The sequence below is a fragment of the Sphingomonas sp. NIBR02145 genome (genome assembly GCF_027359115.1).
Lineage (GTDB): Bacteria > Pseudomonadota > Alphaproteobacteria > Sphingomonadales > Sphingomonadaceae > Sphingomonas > Sphingomonas kyeonggiensis_A.
Map to the genome: position 1 here is coordinate 4,361,799 of NZ_CP114791.1, position 12,071 is coordinate 4,373,869.

General features: G+C 67.7%; 16 protein-coding genes. 10 read left to right on the top strand and 6 right to left on the bottom strand.

The features are described 5' to 3' along the window. Window positions 1-12 precede the first annotated feature (12 nt). The 5 genes from O3305_RS19945 (at window position 13) to O3305_RS19965 (ending at window position 3,483) form a co-directional block, all read left to right on the top strand. Complete coding sequence (locus tag O3305_RS19945) at window positions 13-744, top strand: ImuA family protein (protein WP_269574091.1); 732 nt, start codon at window positions 13-15, stop codon at window positions 742-744. Further along, entirely contained in the window at window positions 665-2,221 is a 1,557-nt protein-coding gene (locus O3305_RS19950) for a Y-family DNA polymerase (RefSeq protein WP_269574092.1), read from the top strand. The genes O3305_RS19945 and O3305_RS19950 overlap by 80 nt, the downstream gene beginning before the upstream one ends. Window positions 2,222-2,473: 252 nt before the next feature. Further along, complete coding sequence (locus tag O3305_RS19955; protein ID WP_269574093.1) at window positions 2,474-2,977, top strand: Hsp20 family protein; 504 nt, start codon at window positions 2,474-2,476, stop codon at window positions 2,975-2,977. 64 nt (window positions 2,978-3,041) lie between these two features. Further along, window positions 3,042-3,272: a hypothetical protein gene (locus O3305_RS19960; RefSeq protein ID WP_269574094.1), complete on the top strand. Its 231-nt coding sequence runs from the start codon at window positions 3,042-3,044 to the stop codon at window positions 3,270-3,272. A 1-nt stretch (window position 3,273) separates the two neighbouring features. Next, on the top strand, window positions 3,274-3,483 hold the full coding sequence (locus O3305_RS19965) for a hypothetical protein (protein WP_269574095.1): 210 nt from the start codon (window positions 3,274-3,276) through the stop codon (window positions 3,481-3,483). 88 nt (window positions 3,484-3,571) lie between these two features. On the opposite strand, the gene O3305_RS19970 is transcribed toward O3305_RS19965, so the two are convergent. From O3305_RS19970 to O3305_RS19980, 3 genes are all read right to left on the bottom strand, one after another. After that, complete coding sequence (locus O3305_RS19970) at window positions 3,572-3,811, bottom strand: GlsB/YeaQ/YmgE family stress response membrane protein (RefSeq protein WP_269574096.1); 240 nt, start codon at window positions 3,809-3,811, stop codon at window positions 3,572-3,574. Window positions 3,812-3,893: 82 nt separating this feature from the next. Then, on the bottom strand, window positions 3,894-4,304 hold the full coding sequence (locus tag O3305_RS19975) for a low affinity iron permease family protein (RefSeq protein WP_269574097.1): 411 nt from the start codon (window positions 4,302-4,304) through the stop codon (window positions 3,894-3,896). Between the two features lie 91 nt (window positions 4,305-4,395). After that, window positions 4,396-5,175, bottom strand: a complete 780-nt coding sequence (locus O3305_RS19980; RefSeq protein WP_269574098.1) for a transglutaminase-like domain-containing protein — start codon at window positions 5,173-5,175, stop codon at window positions 4,396-4,398. Between the two features lie 189 nt (window positions 5,176-5,364). Here O3305_RS19980 and O3305_RS19985 point away from each other — a divergent pair, with 189 nt between their 5' ends. Continuing rightward, on the top strand, window positions 5,365-5,607 hold the full coding sequence (locus tag O3305_RS19985; protein ID WP_269574099.1) for a DUF6894 family protein: 243 nt from the start codon (window positions 5,365-5,367) through the stop codon (window positions 5,605-5,607). Window positions 5,608-5,678: 71 nt separating this feature from the next. Here O3305_RS19985 and O3305_RS19990 read toward each other — a convergent pair whose 3' ends face one another. Then, entirely contained in the window at window positions 5,679-6,434 is a 756-nt protein-coding gene (locus O3305_RS19990; protein ID WP_269574100.1) for a Crp/Fnr family transcriptional regulator, read from the bottom strand. A 171-nt stretch (window positions 6,435-6,605) separates the two neighbouring features. Between O3305_RS19990 and O3305_RS19995 the strand changes: the two genes are divergently transcribed. From O3305_RS19995 to O3305_RS20010, 4 genes are all read left to right on the top strand, one after another. Continuing rightward, window positions 6,606-6,857: a DUF6894 family protein gene (locus O3305_RS19995; protein WP_269574101.1), complete on the top strand. Its 252-nt coding sequence runs from the start codon at window positions 6,606-6,608 to the stop codon at window positions 6,855-6,857. After that, window positions 6,854-7,573 (top strand): Crp/Fnr family transcriptional regulator, encoded by a 720-nt coding sequence (locus tag O3305_RS20000; protein WP_269574102.1) that lies wholly within the window; start codon window positions 6,854-6,856, stop codon window positions 7,571-7,573. The genes O3305_RS19995 and O3305_RS20000 overlap by 4 nt, the downstream gene beginning before the upstream one ends. Before the next feature lie 475 nt (window positions 7,574-8,048). Next, a complete protein-coding gene (locus O3305_RS20005) occupies window positions 8,049-8,948 on the top strand; it encodes an iron-containing redox enzyme family protein (protein WP_269576570.1) in 900 nt (299 codons plus the stop codon). Window positions 8,949-9,047: 99 nt separating this feature from the next. Continuing rightward, window positions 9,048-11,192 carry a catalase gene (locus O3305_RS20010; RefSeq protein WP_269574103.1) on the top strand — a complete coding sequence of 715 codons (2,145 nt, stop codon included), beginning with the start codon at window positions 9,048-9,050 and terminating at the stop codon, window positions 11,190-11,192. A gap of 100 nt (window positions 11,193-11,292) precedes the next feature. On the opposite strand, the gene O3305_RS20015 is transcribed toward O3305_RS20010, so the two are convergent. Together O3305_RS20015 and O3305_RS20020 are read right to left on the bottom strand one after the other, a co-directional pair. Further along, complete coding sequence (locus O3305_RS20015; RefSeq protein ID WP_269574104.1) at window positions 11,293-11,520, bottom strand: hypothetical protein; 228 nt, start codon at window positions 11,518-11,520, stop codon at window positions 11,293-11,295. A gap of 71 nt (window positions 11,521-11,591) precedes the next feature. Continuing rightward, the gene (locus O3305_RS20020; RefSeq protein ID WP_269574105.1) at window positions 11,592-11,987 is read right to left on the bottom strand and encodes a DUF3597 family protein; all 396 of its coding nucleotides are present in this window, start codon (window positions 11,985-11,987) and stop codon (window positions 11,592-11,594) included. Window positions 11,988-12,071 lie beyond the last annotated feature (84 nt).

Sequence of the window (12,071 nt, forward strand, 5' to 3'; positions counted from 1 at the left end):
TCTTGGACCTTCATGCGGCAGCCAGCTGTCATTGCCGATCTGCGTTCACGCATCGCCGCCATCGAAGGCGTAGGGCAGCGGCACGCAGCGGTACCGTTCGGGATCGCGTCGCTCGACGGGCGGCTTCCGGGCGGCGGCCTGGCGACCGGCGCGCTCCATGAGGTCGCCGGCAGTGATGCGCTGTGCGACGACGCCGCCGCCACCGTCTTCCTTGCCGGCATCCTCGCCCGGATCGAGGGTCCGGTCTTCTGGTGCCTCAGATGGCGCGACCTGTTCGCGCCCGCGCTCGACCTGGCAGGCCTGCATCCGGACCGCGTCGTCCATGTCGAGGCGGGCAGCGACGCGAACGTCCTGCTGGCGATGGAGGAGTGCCTGCGCCATCCCGGGCTCGCCGGGGTGGTGGGAGAGGTCGCCAAGCTCACGACGACGGCATCGAAGCGGCTGCAGCTTGCCGCCGAGAGCTCGGGCACCACGGCCTTCGTGTTCCGCCGGGCCTTCCCGGTCGATGCCGTCGCGGAAGGCACCGCGGCGGTCACTCGCTGGCGCGTGCTCGCCGCGCCCAGCGAGCCGCTCGGCATCCCCAGCCTCGGCCGCGCCCGCTGGGACCTGCGCCTCGAGCGGGTGCGCGGCGGCGAGCCCAAGTCCTGGATCGTGGAGGCCTGCGATGCGCAGGGTCGTCTCGCTCTACCTGCCAAGCTGGTCGACCGACCGGCTGCGGCGGACGAGCGGCGTCTCGCGAGCTGAGTCTCGCGACGCCGCGCCGGCCGGCGACCGGCCGCTCGTCACCGCGCTCCCCGATCATGGCCGCAAGATCGTAGCCGCGATCGATCCCGCTGCGCGCAGCTTAGGCATAGCGCCCGGCATGACCGTCACCAGGGCGCGCAGCCTGGCGCCCGGGCTGATGGTGGTCGATGCCGATCCGGAAGGCGATCTCGCCGCGCTCCGGCGCCTCGCCTTGTGGTGCTCGCGCTATTCCCCCGTCGTCGCCCCCGATCCGCCCCGGGGCATCTGGATCGACGTCACCGGCTGCGCGCCGCTGTTCGGTAGCGAGCGCGCGCTGCTCAAGGACCTGCACCGCCGCATCGCCGGCGCCGGCTTCGCTGTACAGGTCGCGGTGGCCGATACGCCGGGCTGCGCCCATGCGGTCGCCCGGCACGTGCTTGCCGGCCGGCCGGTCGCGATCCCCCCTGGCGACCAGCGCAAGGCGATGGCGCTGCTGCCCCTCGCGGCGCTGCGGCTCGAGGCGCCGCTGGTCGAAGGGCTGCGCAAGCTCGGCTTCGAGCGGATCGAGCAGATCCTCGCGACGCCGCGCGGCCCGCTCGCCCGCCGGTTCGGCCGGGTGCTGCACCAGCGGCTCGACCAGGCGCTCGGCCACGCGCCCGAGCCGATCGAGCCGATCTTCGCGCCGCAGGTGCCGCGCGCCCACCGCGCCCTGCTCGAGCCGATCGCGACGCCGGAGGCGTTCGGCCGGGTGATCGGCGACCTCGTCGGCGACATAACCGCGCAGCTCGTCCGGCTCGGCAAGGGCGCGCGCCGGCTCGACTGCCATTTCCAGCGCGTCGACGGCCAGACGCAGGCGATCCGCGTCGGTACCGCCACGCCGACGCGCGACGCTGCCCATCTCGCCCGGCTGCTCCAGGCGCGTATCGACCAGATCGAGCCGGGGCTCGGCATCGAGGCGATGACCCTGGTAGCGCAGCTCGTCGAGCCGCTGGCCGCCGCCCAGGCCGATCTTGCCCGCGCCGGCCGTCGCGAGGCGGACGTGGCGGGCCTGGTCGACACGCTCGCGAACCGCTTCGGCGAAGCGAGCCTTCGCCGCGCCGCGCCCTTGCCGGGCGGCATGCCCGAGCGGTCGGTGGCGACCTTGCCCGCGCTCGCCCCTGCCGCAGGCGCGCGCTGGGCCGACGACCTGCCGCGCCCCGGCCGGCTGATCGATCCACCCCAGCCGATCCAGGTGACGGCGATGCTGCCCGATCATCCGCCGGCGATGTTCGTCTGGCGACGCAAGCGCTACCGGGTGGTCCAGGCCGACGGGCCCGAGCGCCTGCACGGCGAATGGTGGCGCGAGGGCGGCACGGAAGCACGGGCGCCTTATTCGGTGCGTGATTATTTCCAGGTCGAGGTCGAGGGCGGCGGGCGCTACTGGCTGTTTCGCCTCGGCGATGGCGAGCGCGGCGCCACCGGCCCGATGACCTGGTTCATCCACGGTGCCTTTGCCTGATCGTGCCGGGACGGGCCAGGTGCCGAAAGGACGTCGGCTCGACCTCGGGGAACGCATGCGGACGCGCCGCCTGCGTCCTCGCGACGGGCCCGGCGATGCCGAAAAAAATTCTCCGAAAGAGGTCTTGAAGCCGTCTTTGCAAAAACCATCTTCGCGTCGCCGGACGCGAAAACTCGGTCCGGCAGGACCTGAGGGCACCGGCTCTCTCCCGGTGCGCCTCGTGCTCAAATTGCTCATATGGAGGATTTGGATATGAGGACTTTCGACTTTTCGCCCTATCGCCGCTCGACGGTCGGCTTCGACCGTCTGTTCGACCTGCTTGAGGCAGGCGCGCGCGGCGAGACCGACAGCTACCCGCCGTTCGATATCGAGCAGGCCGGTGAGGACCGCTATCGCATCACCCTGGCGGTCGCGGGTTTTCGCCCCGACGAGATCGAGATCGTGGCGCAGAGCAACCAGCTCAGCGTGACCGGCCGCAAGGAAGAGGAGGAGGGCGACACCGGTCGCTTCCTGCACCGCGGCATCGCCACGCGCGCCTTCGAACGCCGCTTCCAGCTGGCCGACTTCGTCGTCGTCGAGGATGCGCAGTTCGACAACGGCCTGTTGCGGATCGCGCTCAAGCGCGAAGTCCCCGAGGCGATGAAGCCCCGGCGCATCGCGATCGGCGGCACGGCTTCCGCGCCCGCCAACGATCGGCTGGAGGGCCCTTCCACACCCGTAAGCGAGGCCGAGCCCGCAGACCGCGAAGCGGCGTAAGCCGACATGCCCGCCTGGCAAGGGCGGGCATGTCCCGATTGACCGCATCGAGGAGGATTCGACGATGACCGTCCATTTCCTGGGGCTGCTGCGCGATCCGCGGGAACTGGTCGAGCACCCGCAACTCGAGCCCGAGGTCAAGCGTGCCATCCTGGCGTCCTGGGCCTCGGACGCACACGCCGTCCGCTCGCAACCCAGGCTGCGCAAGCCGCCCGAGCTCAGCGATCCCGTCCCCGTGGGCGAGCTGCTCGCGGCGCTCCGCCAGCTCGACGCGGGCCAGCCCGGAGCCGCCTGACATGCCCGGGACGATCGCCCCGGAGATCGTCGCGTGCATCGCACGCGGCGGCCAGCCCAGCGAGGCCGATCTGCAGCGGGTGGCGGCGCACATCCGGCGCGATCTCGAGACCGCGCTCGGGTTCGGCAGACGGCCCGGACCATCGGCGCCGGATCGGGTCGCCACCGAGGCAATCCGCGCGGCGCGTGCCGCGCTGGAAGGTGCTCCCTGAAACAGGACGCCGGCTGCCTTAGGCAGCCGGCGCCCAGTCTTTCGGAAATAGCGCGACGCCGATATCGTCCGCGCGTCGCGCCGCGCCGTCAGTGAAGGCTGCCGCGCCGCACCAGGTTGACGATGCCGAGCAGCGAGACCAGGAACGAGGTCACCGTCAGCGGCGCGTTGTTGATCGAGCCGCCGGCGACGACGAGGCCGCCGATAAAGGCGCCGACGATCCCGACCACGATGTTGAGGAAGACGCCCGGCTGTGCATCGGTCCGCATGATCATGCTCGCGAGCCACCCGATCACGCCGCCCACGACCAGCCACAAAATGAATCCCATCGACCTTCTCTTTGCGCAGGGCGAGACGCGCCGGCCACGGTGCAGGTTCCCGCACGCCGGAGCCCGAAGCCGGACGGCGCCGTCAATAGCGCGCCAGCAGGCGCTCGACCGTCGGGCGGGTCGTCGTCTCCTTGCCATGGTCCTGGGCGATGTCCTTCTCGAGCGCGTCGCGGATCTCGCAGATCTGCGCATCGGTCAGGTGCTCGATGCCGACGAACTCGCCGCGCGCCTTGTCGACGGCGCGCAGCAGTTCGTCGAGCTTGGCCTGCATCGCGGCGCCGTCGCGGTTCTGGCTGTTCTGGATCAGGAAGACGGCGAGGAAGGTGAGCACGGTCGTCGCGGTGTTCACGATCAGCTGCCAGGTGTCCGAATAGTGGAGCAGCGGACCGCTCGCGGCCCAGAGCAGCACGAACGCGACCGAGATGATGAAGGCCAGGGGATGCCCCATCAGCGAGGCTGAGCGGCTCGCTACGCGCGTGAAGAATTGGTCCATCTTTTCCTCCTTGCTCAGGTGGAAGGAGCAACGAAGCGTCATTCGCGCCGGTTTCACCCGGCGAACGGGTCGCCACCGCTCTCTTGCGCCGTCACTGGGCCGGTTTGACCGATACGGACTGGTTCTCCATCACCGCCTCGCCAAAGGCGGTCAGGAACGCGACGTCGGCGGCGTCTCGACCGATGCCGATCTTTGCCATCTCCGCCTCCGTCGCCATGCCGGTCGCGTCGAGCAGGTGCCATTCGCCGCCGAGGAATATCTCGGCGACCGCATGGAAGTCCTGAGGCTCGACGCCCAGGGCGTAGACACTCGCGATGCGCGCGGGAATGCCTGCTGCGCGGGCGAGGGTGATCAGGACGTGCGCATAGTCGCGGCAGACGCCCTCGCGCCGGATGAACGTATCGGCGGCGGTGGTCTCGGTATTGCTTACCCCTGGGACGTAGCGAAAGTTGCGCTGGATCCAATCGCGCATCGCGAGCACCCTGGCCCCGCCATCGATACTACCGAACTCAGCGGCCACGAAGCTCTGGAACTGGTCGGCGGGACAATAGCGCGACGCCATCAGATATTGGACCGTCTCGCCGGGCAGCTGGTGGGGCGGCACGATCGCGAGGTCGGCGCACTCGGTCAGCAGCCGCTGGAGGGAGACTGTAGCGCGGTAGCTGACAAGGAGCCGGCCTTCCGCGCGCACCCAAATCCGCTCGCCGATGCCGTCTTGTGCCGGGACGCGCGCGAAATGCGCATGCGGCGAAACCTCGATATGCGCCTTCTCGACGCACTGTTCGGGGATCGCCGCCGCCTCGAGCTGCAACAGGATGTCGGTCGGCTGGGCCAGCCGGTACGCGATCTCGGTATGGATATCGATCTTCATGCGCGCCGCAACGCGCCGGAATTGGGTTGGGACCCGGCCGACACGGGTGCGGCGTAAAATTGGCTGAAAGACAGTGGCCCTGAGATTTGCGAAAGGTCCGCGAGAAGCGTTTGCAGACACGCCCGCCTGATAACTCGAGGCTAAGCCTGCGGTGCTGCAACCGATTGATTAATTGCGCATTATGTCGGCATGCCCCTCTATCATTTCCAGGTCGCCCGCCACGGCGACGCCGAGATTTTCGGACGTGAGAGCCATGATTGCAGGGACCTGCCGGCGGCGCTGAGGAAGGCGCATTCGCGCGCTCGTGCGTTTCTGCGCCACTACGCCCGCTGCCGGCCAGAGGAAGTCCGGGGAACCCTCGATATCCAGGACGCAGGCAATCATGTCGTTGCGCGTATCTATCTCTCCGAGTTGGCGCACCAGATCTCATAGCGGGCACCGTCCTCGGCAGAGGCCGACCGGCGACCGTCAGTTGAGGATCGCCTGGCCCTTGCCCTCGGCGGTCATTGCGCCGTGGCCGGAGAAGCTGCCGCGGGACCTGCCCGCAGATAGTCGGCCTCGAATTCCGCGGCGCGCGCGAGGCGCGGCCAATCTGGAACCTCGATGATCCGTCCGCGCGCGATCGCCAGGCCCTCGGCGCGCAGATCTTGAAAGGTTCTGCTTACATGCACGGGCGTCAGGCCCAGGACATCGGCCAAGAGCATCTGCGACGCATCGAGCCGAAAATGCTGCCGTGACCCTAGGCCAGTAGCCTCCAGGCGCAGGCCCATCTCGCAAAGCAGATGGGCAAGGCGTGTCCGGGCGTCGCGTCGGCCCAAGCCGACCAGCCATTCCGCGGTGATTCCCGCCTGCACCGCCGTCTCGCGCCACAAGGCCCACGCGACCGCGGGATATTCCTGCGCGATCCCTCGTACGGCGCTACACGACAGGCTCAGTGCCAGCGTGTCGCAGCCGGTACCCACCTCCCAGCCGCGTCGTATCCCGATCGCCTTATCGAGTCCGCAAAGGTCGCCAGGGACGTAGAGCGCTGCGACCTGGCGTCGTCCGCCGGCGAGCTGGCGGACGCCGGCCAGCAAACCCTCAATGACGAGGTAGAGGCGATCGTCGCCGTCGCCCTGCGTAATCTGGGCAGCGGCTCGGCAACGAACGACTGTACCGGGAAGCGCCAGGATAGCCTGGCGCTCGCATGCACCCAGCCCGTGCTGCGCGGCAAGACGCTCGGCCACGCGCTCCAGCGCAAATTTTCCAACTCCCTGCATGCGCGCACCCTAGGGGCAAGATCGGCGCCCCTGTCGCGCTGCTGCCCGTTTGGGCGGGAGTAATTCCACAACCTGGGTTGGTTTCAGCCGGCAAACGCAGCGCGCGCAGCTGCATCTGCTGGATCCGACGAAAGCTTGAAACCTCTTGCTTTCGAGGAAGTTATCGCCGCCATGCGGTATTTCTTCCATATCCAGAACGGCAATGGCTGCACTCGGGACGAGGAAGGCCAGGAATTCGTAGATCTCGATGCGGCCCGCCAGTCCGCGCTGACGGGCATCCGGTCGGTTCTCGGAGAGGAACTGATGCGTGGCATCGTCGACCTCTCCGGACGCCTGGATATCTGCGACGCGGACGACAGGGTACTTCTGTCGATTCCCTTCACAGAGGCCGTCTTGGTCCAGCGAACGCGGATGGAGCAATGATCGAGAAGCACCTGCGGATGCTCCGGGTCCGCGACGATGTCTCGCTCGAGGAAGAAGCTGTGCTGCTTGCGCTGATTTCCGAGACGCGCGAAGTGCCGGCGAAGACGAATTTCATTCGCGCCGGGCAACGCTTGTCCAGCTCGACCCTGCTGCTCGAAGGCATGATGTGCCGTCACAAGGACCTACGCGAAGGCGAGCGCCAGATTACCGATTTGCATCTCGCCGGCGATTTCGTCGACCTGCACGGCTTTACCCTGAAGCGACTGGATCATCACCTGATGACGCTGACGCCGTGCAAGGTCGCTATCGTACCGCACGAGCGCCTGAAGGCGCTGTCGGAGCACCATCCGCACCTTTCGCGCCTATACTGGTTTTGCACCAACATGGACGCGGCGTCGCACCGCGAGTGGGAATTGTCGCTTGGTCGCAGGATGGCGATCGCCCGCGTCTCGCACCTGTTGTGCGAGCTTCGCATCCGCTTCGAACTGGTCGGCATGACCAATGGCGTCGCCTTCGCACTTCCCCTGACCCAGGTCGAACTTGCCGAGTGTGTCGGGCTGACTCCCGTCCACGTCAATCGCATCGTCCGACAATTGCGCGAACGCGGACTCGCCGATGTCCGGCGCGGCCATGTTAAGATACTGGACCTGCCGGGACTGGAAACGCTTGCCGAGTTCGACCCGAACTATCTCTATCTTGAGAAATTGCCGCGCTGAGCCCTTCTGACGCCTGAAGCGGGACGTGGCACCGGCAGCGGCCAAGCCTTGCGTGGAAGACGGCGGCGACCCGGTCGATCGAGGAATATGCCTGGGCTCGCTTGTCGGACAGGCGCCGTGGAGAAGATGACAGCCCTCCAGGCTCGATTGCGCAGTCTGCTCCCGAGACTATCCTGGGCCGGTGCCGGCGCGTCGGCTTCGCGTATTAGTGCCTCGACTTCGCCATCGATGCCTCCGGGCCGGAATCCAGCATTTCATTAAGCGACACTGCCATCCTTTCGGGATCGCACGCGGACACGCGCATGGGACGTGAGCGTCCGCATTACGAAGCGCTAGCCGCGCGTCTCGAGCAAGCCGTCGCCGCCGCGCCGTTCCGATCTAATAATCCATGTTATCAAATGCTTGAAACCGCGCCGTGATGGGGAACGGCGGATATGGCGACACGTTCAGCGAGCAGGAAATCCCGGAGATGATGATGCTTGCTACCGCCGACCGACGAACCCAGAGCGGTTCGCAGTTCCTTACCGATAGTTTCCAGCGGGGACTGGCGCACTGGAATCGCGAGCGGCTGGCGCCCGGACTCGCCGATGACGACTGGCAGAAGATTTTCGAGCGCGACGTCAAGATGCAGCGGCTCGAGGGCGGTTTCCTCGAGGAGCTGCGCGCCGAGGTCGCCGAGGAGGCGGCGGCGGCGCCGACCGATGTCGAGGGCTTTATCGCCTGGTTCGAGGGGCTGAAGGCGGTGGGCCCCGGGCAGGGCGACCCGCTCTTCCCCTGGCTCGCCGAGGAGGCGGACCGTGACGAGCTGCGCTGGTTCTTCGAGCAGGAAGCCGCCGGCGAGGCCGGCTTCGACGATCTCGTCGCGATGACCCAGGTCAAGCTGCCGGTACGCCCCAAGCTGGAGCTCGCCCGCAACTATTGGGACGAGATGGGGCACGGCACCGAGAAGGGAATGCACGGGCCGATGCTCGATGCGCTCGTCGAGACGCTCGAAGTGAATCCCGTGATCGAGAACACGGTGTGGGAAAGCCTGTGCCTCGCCAATGCGATGACCGCGATGGCGACCCAGCGCCGCTATGCCTGGCATTCGGTGGGTGCCCTCGGCGTGATCGAGCTGACTGCGCCGGGTCGCGCCGCGCTGGTCGCCGAGGGGCTCAAGCGCGTCGGCCTGAGCCCGAAGGAAGCACGCTATTTCACGCTGCACGCGGTGCTCGACGTCAAGCACAGCGAGGATTGGAATCGCGAGGCGATCCGCCCGGCGGTGGAGGAGGATCCGCGCCGCGCCACCGCGATGGCCGAGGGTGCCCTGATCCGCCTGCGCTGCGGCGAGCGCTGCTTCGCGCGCTACCGCGCGCAGTTGATGCCCGGCGCCTGACCGGTCCCGCCGGGCGATCCCGGCGATCGACGAACGAACGACGTCACCGGGCACCCAGGCAATCGGCGCCGGGCGCCCGGCTCAAAGGGAGATGCGGAGATGGTCAAGGGAACGAACGACAAGCTGGTCGGCGATGCGCCGGCCGAGTTCGAGACGAAGCGCGGCAATGGCGGCGAGCTCCACCAGCTCGCTGGCGACGAGGGCGCGCTCACGACGCAACAGGGCGTGGCGGTCGCCGACGACCAGAACACGCTGCGCCTGGGCGCGCGCGGACCGGCGCTGCTCGAGGACTTCCATTTCCGCGAGAAGATCTTCCACTTCGATCACGAGCGCATCCCCGAGCGCGTCGTCCACGCCCGCGGCTACGGCGTCCATGGGACCTTCACGCTCACCGAGTCCCTCGAGGAATTCACGACCGCCCGCATCCTGACCGAAGTAGGCGAGAAGACGCCAATGTTCACGCGCTTCTCGACCGTCGCCGGCAGCAAGGGCTCGTTCGACCTTGCGCGTGACGTGCGCGGCTTCGCGTGCAAATTCTACACGAAGGATGGCAACTGGGACTTGGTCGGCAACAACATCCCGGTCTTCTTCATCCAGGACGCGATCAAGTTCCCGGACCTCATCCATGCGGCCAAGCCGGCGCCCGACCGCAACTTCCCCCAGGCGCAGACGGCGCACGACAATTTCTGGGACTTCATCAGCCTCACGCCCGAGGCGATGCACATGATCATGTGGACCATGTCCGACCGCGCGATCCCGCGCTCGTTCCGCTTCATGGAAGGGTTCGGCGTCCACAGCTTCCGGCTGATCAACGCCAAGGGCAAGTCGACCTTCGTCAAGTTCCACTTTAAGCCGCGGCTCGGCCTCCAGTCGGTACTGTGGAACGAGGCGGTCAAGATCAACGGCGCCGATCCCGATTTCCATCGCCGCGACCTCTGGGACGCGATCGACATGGGGACGCCGCCCGAATGGGACCTGGGCGTACAGCTGTTCGACGAGGATTTCGCCGAGCGCTTCGAGTTCGACATCCTCGATCCCACCAAGATCATCCCCGAGGAGCAGGTGCCGGTGCGGATCGTGGGCAGCTTCGTCCTCGACGGGCTGGTCGACAATTTCTTCGCCGAGACCGAGCAGGTCGCCTTCTGCACCCAGAATGTCGTGCCGGGGATCGGCTTCTCGAACGATCCGCTGCTCCAGGGCCGCAACTTCTCCTATCTCGACACGCAGCTGAAGCGGCTTGGCTCGCCGAACTTCACCCATATCCCGATCAACCAGCCGCGCGGCTGCCCGGTCCACAATTTCCAGCAGGACGGGCACATGGCGATGCGCAACCCCAAGGGCCGCGCAAATTACGAGCCGAACAGCTGGGGCGGGCCGCGCGAGGACCCCAAGGCGGGCTATCGCCATTTCGCGGCCGAGGAAGCGGGCGAGAAGGTCCAGCTTCGTCCCGAGAGCTTCGCCGACCATTATAGCCAGGCGCGCCAGTTCTTCGTCAGCCAGACCCCGATCGAGCGCAAGCATATCGGCGATGCGCTGGTCTTCGAGCTGTCCAAATGCGCACGCGTCGATATCCGCGAGCGGATGGTCGGCCATCTGCGCAACATCGACGCGGCACTCGCCAGCACCGTCGCCGCAGGGCTCGGGCTCGCCAAGCTGCCGCCGGCGGCGAAGGCGGCGGTCTCGCCGCGCGACGACCTGCCGCCTTCCGATGCGCTCAGCATCGTCAAGCGCGCGCCCGGCAGCTTCGCCGGACGCAAGCTCGGCATCCTGGTCAGTGACGGCGCGCCGGCCGCACTGCTTGCCGCCCTGGTCAAGGCAGTGGAGGCGCTTCCCGCGAGCTACGAGCTCGTCACCCCGAAGGTCGGCGGCGTCGTCCTCGACGACGGCACGCTGGCGCAAGGCAAGCAGAAGATCGATGGCGGCCCCTCGGTCCTGTACGATGCGGTGGCGCTGCTGGTGACCGCGGAGGGCGCGGCACAGCTCGCGCGCGACGGGGCGGCCCGCGACTTTGTGGCCGATGCGTTCGGGCACCTCAAGTTCATCGGCTACACCCCGGAGGCGATGCCGCTTCTCGCCAAGGCGGGAATCGCGGAGGCCGACATGGACGAGGCGCTCGTCCAACTCGAGGGAGCGGCGTCCGCCAAGGCCTTTCTCGACGCCACCGGGCAGCTTCGCTTCTGGGAGCGCGAGTTCAAGGTCGACCTCGATGCCGAGGCGTTCCTCGAGAACAATCCCGTCGAATAGGGTGTCGCGTGGGACGCGCCGCGCGGCGCGTCCCTTTGGCAACCGAGTCAGTCGCCGGGTACCCGGCCCACCGCCGGGATATCGCCGGTAGGGCCCGTGACTATGGCGTGGTGCCCTGCGCCGAGGGCGGGCGTCCTCTGCGCCGGGCCGTCTCGCCGCGCGCGCGCCGCGCCGTGTCGCGCAGCTGCCGCCGGATCGTCGGCCCGACCAGATGAGAGGCGACGTGCGAATACCCCTCGGCGGTGAGCTTGCGCTCGATTTGGTCGATTCGCTCGTACGCGCCGGTTCCGGCGAGTTCGAGCGCCCGTTGGATCAGGTTCTTTTCCATGCTCGAAGCTCTGCCGCCGGAGCCGAGCTCGCGCGCCAACCCAGGTTAAGAAAGGCCGGGCAAGGACCCGGTCAGCCGCGCATGCTGTCGGGCACTACGCCGCCATTTTCGGCGAGCTTCGCCATCACTGCCTTGTGCAGGGCGATATTCTGCTCCGCGCTGCCGTTTTCGCCGGCATGGACGCCCAGTTCCTCTCCGAGCGCCTTGCGCGCTTCGAGGCTCGAATCGAGATCGAGCAGCTTGAGCAGGTCGACGATGGAGGTCTGGTAGTTGCCGCCGCCGCCCTTCATCTCCGCCATCTCCGAAAGTACGGCGCCGACATCGACGGCCGGATTGGGCGCGGGCGTCGCGTTAGGAGCCGGGGCGGGCGCCGGCGACGCGGGGCTCGGGGCCGGCGCCGGTGCGGACGCAGGCGTAGCGGCCTTGTGACCGAAGATCTTGTCCTTGATGCTGCTGAAGATGCCCATGGCCTGCTCCTTGTCTCCTGGCGTCGGGCGAGAAAACGCGGAACCGCTTCAAAGGGTTCGCGCGGAACGCGCCGGAAATGCGGG

Excerpts from the sequence above, each read along its gene's own strand:
- O3305_RS19945 (WP_269574091.1), top strand. The coding sequence starts at position 13 with ATGCGGCAGCCAGCTGTCATTGCCGATCTGCGTTCACGCATCGCCGCC.
- O3305_RS19950 (WP_269574092.1), top strand. The coding sequence starts at position 665 with ATGCGCAGGGTCGTCTCGCTCTACCTGCCAAGCTGGTCGACCGACCGG.
- O3305_RS19955 (WP_269574093.1), top strand. The coding sequence starts at position 2,474 with ATGAGGACTTTCGACTTTTCGCCCTATCGCCGCTCGACGGTCGGCTTC.
- O3305_RS19960 (WP_269574094.1), top strand. The coding sequence starts at position 3,042 with ATGACCGTCCATTTCCTGGGGCTGCTGCGCGATCCGCGGGAACTGGTC.
- O3305_RS19965 (WP_269574095.1), top strand. The coding sequence starts at position 3,274 with ATGCCCGGGACGATCGCCCCGGAGATCGTCGCGTGCATCGCACGCGGC.
- O3305_RS19970 (WP_269574096.1), bottom strand. The coding sequence starts at position 3,811 with ATGGGATTCATTTTGTGGCTGGTCGTGGGCGGCGTGATCGGGTGGCTC.
- O3305_RS19975 (WP_269574097.1), bottom strand. The coding sequence starts at position 4,304 with ATGGACCAATTCTTCACGCGCGTAGCGAGCCGCTCAGCCTCGCTGATG.
- O3305_RS19980 (WP_269574098.1), bottom strand. The coding sequence starts at position 5,175 with ATGAAGATCGATATCCATACCGAGATCGCGTACCGGCTGGCCCAGCCG.
- O3305_RS19985 (WP_269574099.1), top strand. The coding sequence starts at position 5,365 with ATGCCCCTCTATCATTTCCAGGTCGCCCGCCACGGCGACGCCGAGATT.
- O3305_RS19990 (WP_269574100.1), bottom strand. The coding sequence starts at position 6,434 with ATGCAGGGAGTTGGAAAATTTGCGCTGGAGCGCGTGGCCGAGCGTCTT.
- O3305_RS19995 (WP_269574101.1), top strand. The coding sequence starts at position 6,606 with ATGCGGTATTTCTTCCATATCCAGAACGGCAATGGCTGCACTCGGGAC.
- O3305_RS20000 (WP_269574102.1), top strand. The coding sequence starts at position 6,854 with ATGATCGAGAAGCACCTGCGGATGCTCCGGGTCCGCGACGATGTCTCG.
- O3305_RS20005 (WP_269576570.1), top strand. The coding sequence starts at position 8,049 with ATGCTTGCTACCGCCGACCGACGAACCCAGAGCGGTTCGCAGTTCCTT.
- O3305_RS20010 (WP_269574103.1), top strand. The coding sequence starts at position 9,048 with ATGGTCAAGGGAACGAACGACAAGCTGGTCGGCGATGCGCCGGCCGAG.
- O3305_RS20015 (WP_269574104.1), bottom strand. The coding sequence starts at position 11,520 with ATGGAAAAGAACCTGATCCAACGGGCGCTCGAACTCGCCGGAACCGGC.
- O3305_RS20020 (WP_269574105.1), bottom strand. The coding sequence starts at position 11,987 with ATGGGCATCTTCAGCAGCATCAAGGACAAGATCTTCGGTCACAAGGCC.